This is a genomic window from Variovorax sp. 01T439_2, assembly GCF_056398445.1.
The window spans coordinates 1-2,956 of the sequence record NZ_JBFTPJ010000759.1 but is presented as its reverse complement, the minus strand read 5'-3'; the positions used below and the strand labels follow the sequence as shown (position 1 = coordinate 2,956).

Annotated in this window: 4 protein-coding genes; all 4 read right to left on the bottom strand. The window is 69.1% G+C overall.

All coding sequences use genetic code 11. From position 1 onward, the window contains the following. Positions 1-109: 109 nt before the first annotated feature. On the bottom strand, positions 110-610 hold the full coding sequence (locus AC1DOC_RS27295; protein ID WP_478081311.1) for a BON domain-containing protein: 501 nt from the start codon (positions 608-610) through the stop codon (positions 110-112). 131 nt (positions 611-741) lie between these two features. Then, a complete protein-coding gene (locus AC1DOC_RS27290) occupies positions 742-1,578 on the bottom strand; it encodes a DUF429 domain-containing protein (RefSeq protein ID WP_478083747.1) in 837 nt (278 codons plus the stop codon). 2 nt (positions 1,579-1,580) lie between these two features. Further along, positions 1,581-2,462 (bottom strand): DMT family transporter, encoded by an 882-nt coding sequence (locus AC1DOC_RS27285; RefSeq protein WP_015866891.1) that lies wholly within the window; start codon positions 2,460-2,462, stop codon positions 1,581-1,583. Positions 2,463-2,566: 104 nt separating this feature from the next. Beyond that, a partial coding sequence (locus tag AC1DOC_RS27280) for a BLUF domain-containing protein (RefSeq protein ID WP_478130881.1) occupies positions 2,567-2,956 on the bottom strand: 390 nt, incomplete at its 5' end.

Below are 2,956 nucleotides of genomic sequence, written 5' to 3'. Positions count from 1 at the left end.
AGCTCAAGGACTGGCTCGGCCACTGAGCGCGATTCCTGAGGCCGCAACAGCCCTCTCTCCCATTAAAAAGCCCGGACGAACCGGGCTTTTTGCTGGGCAAGGGAAACGGTCAGCTTCTGACCTCGAGCTGGTTGTTCACCGAGGTCACGCCCTGCACGCCCTTGGCGATTTCCTCGGCGCGTGCCTTGGCGGCGGTCGTGGGTGCGGGGCCCTTCAGGCTCACGACGCCGCCCTTGGTGTCGACGTCGATCTTGATCGCGCTCAGGTCCGGGTCCTTGGCAAGGCCCGCGGACACCGACGCGGTGATCGCGGCATCGTCCACCGTGGCACTCACGGCCGCGCCGGCGTTCTTTGCGGCGTCCTTCACCTCGGCGGCGGTGCCGGAGGCGTCGATCTTCGCCTTCGCTTCCTTCAGGGCCTCCGCGGTCTTGGCGGCGGCCGTGTCGGCCGCCTTCTCGGTCTTTGCGATGGCGCTGTCGAGCTTCTCGCCCGCGGTGCGGTTGCCCGCGTTGTCGCAGGCGGCGAGGGTCAGCGCGGCGCCGGCCAGYAGCACGGCGAGCCATGCGCGCGAAAACGGCATGGCGATGGTTGTTCGGCGAATATTGTTCATTGGGAATCCTCCAGTCGCTCGCAGGGAGCAGGGAAAGGCGTGGCCCGAAGGGACGGGCCACGGCTCACTCTAGCTTTCGGAGCGAACCGGCAGGGATGGCCGGCGGCGCGAAACCCTGTAGGACGGAAGGGTCAAGCCGTGACGATCCAGCCTTCGAGCGGATCGAACTGCTCCGGCAAGCCGTAGCCCGGACCGGGCGTGGAAGCGCGCTGCGCGCCCCAGGCGGCCTGCACGAGGCAAAGTACCGCATCGATGTGGTCGCCACGGGCGTCGCCGAGCAGCTCGGCGCGCTGGGCACCGCTGAGCGCCAGCCGCAGGCCGAGCCGCGTGGTGCCGGCTTCGAGCGCCGCGAGCAGGTCGGTGCGCGCGGCCAGCCGCTCGGGCGTCTGCTTTGCGGATTCGTCGCTCTTGTAGCTGCGGCGGCCGATCAGCTCGCGCGCGAGCAGCCCCGGATAGGCCTCGAGCGCCACGCGGCGGCCGTTGCTGCCGGCGTGCAGCCCCGGCAGGCTCGCGCCCGCCTCCAGCAGCGGCGGCACGCCCGCATGGAGCATGAAAGCCACGGGCGGATTGACCCATTTCATCGACGTGCTCGAACCCGCAGGCCCGTCGGTCGCCCGGTGCGCGAACTTGCCGCCGGCCGGACGGGCGGCGCAGAAGGCCGCGAAGGTGGCGCGGATCTCGGCGCGGCCGAGGCCCGCATAGTGGCTCATGAGCGCGTTCCACTCCGTGGGCCATCCCAGATGCTCCACCAGTTCGCGCGGAAGGCCGAACGGAAAATCGAAGCCGCCGATCCACGCGGGTTCGCCGCGCAGCCACGCGGCCCAGGCATCGAGCGCTGTGAAGCGCCGCAGGCCGGCCAGCACCAGTTCGCCCGCATCGCCGCCGATGCAGCCGCTCGCCACGACGATCGGCTTGCGCGCCGTGGGTGCGCAGGAAAAATCGCAGCCGAACAGCAGCGCCTCGCTCATCTTCAGCCCAGCGCGAGCGCCACCACGCCAGCGGCGATGAAGCCGGCCCCCAGCAGCCGCAGCAGGCGGTCGCCCTCGCGCAACAGATGGCCGCCGATCAGCGCCGCGAACAGCATCGAGACCTCGCGTGCCGGCGCAACATGTGAAATGGGCGCCTGCTGCACCGCATAGAGCACCAGCACGTAGGAGACCGGGCTGATCGCCGCCACCAGCAGCGCGTATTTCCACTGCGCGCGCCACATCCGCGCGGTGGTGGCGCGGTCGTGCAGCGCCGCGGGCAGCAGCAGGCCCACGCGCACGAAATTGCTGAAGTAGTCGAGCAGGATCGGCGACATCGCCAGGAACTTCACGGCATAGCTGTCGGCCACCGTGTAGGCCGCAATGAAAGCGCCGGTCAGCACGCCGTAGCGGATGCCCTTGTGCACCCGCGCGCGCTGGGCAGGGTCATGCGTCTTGCGCCACAGGCCCGGGCCGCCCGCCACCAGGAACACGCCGAGCACCACCCCCGCGATGCCCGCCACACCCACCAGGCTGATGCGCTCGCCCAGGAACAGGATGGCCACCAGCGACGACAAGAGCGGGCCCGAGCCGCGCGCCAGCGGATAGACCACCGTGAGATCGGACTTGCGGTAGCCGCGCAGCAGGATGACGTAGTAGAAGACGTGCAGCACGCCGCTCAGCGCGACGAAGCCCCACTCCCGCAAGCCCCAGCCCGGCACCACGCGCCAGCCCAGCGCAATGCCCACGGGTGCCCACACGATGGCCATGAACACGCCGCTCTGGAATGCGAAGCGCGCATCGCCGTTCGCCTTCTTGGCGGCGATGTTCCAGCTGGCATGGACGATCCCGGCGAGCAGGATCAGCGCGAAGGCGGAAAGCGGCACCTCAAACTACGCGGGATCGAGCGCCGCCGGGCCGCCCCAAGGCGCGAGCGGCCCCCTCGGGGGGCAGCGAGGACACGAAGTGCCGAGCGTGGGGGCCACGTACCTTAATGGCGCCCGACGATGGCGGCGGTGGCCATCAATTCTTCGAGCAGCGCGAGCGAGACCTTGCCCGACACTGCGTACGGATTGAGTTCGGGCTTTTCCGAATACTTGAGCAGCGTCGAGGCATTGAGCTTGGAGAGGTTGACCTGCCCCATGGTCCAGCCGCCGAAGCGGCGCTCGGAGATTTCCTCGTAGTGCAGCAGCACCACGTCCTTGTGGCGCGCATCGCGCTGGATGTGACCGTAGAGCTCGCTGATGGCCATGCGTCCGCCCTCGATGGCCTGCAGGAAGGTACCCGCGCCATAGCAAAGAATGCCGGTGATGCCGCAGGCCGTGTTGTGCGTGCGCGATTGCGAGAGGATGGCTTCGATGGCCTCGGGGCTGGTATCGAC

Bases quoted from the DNA above. Each gene is read 5' to 3' on its own strand.
- AC1DOC_RS27290 (WP_478083747.1), bottom strand. From the start codon at position 1,578: ATGAGCGAGGCGCTGCTGTTCGGCTGCGATTTTTCCTGCGCACCCACG.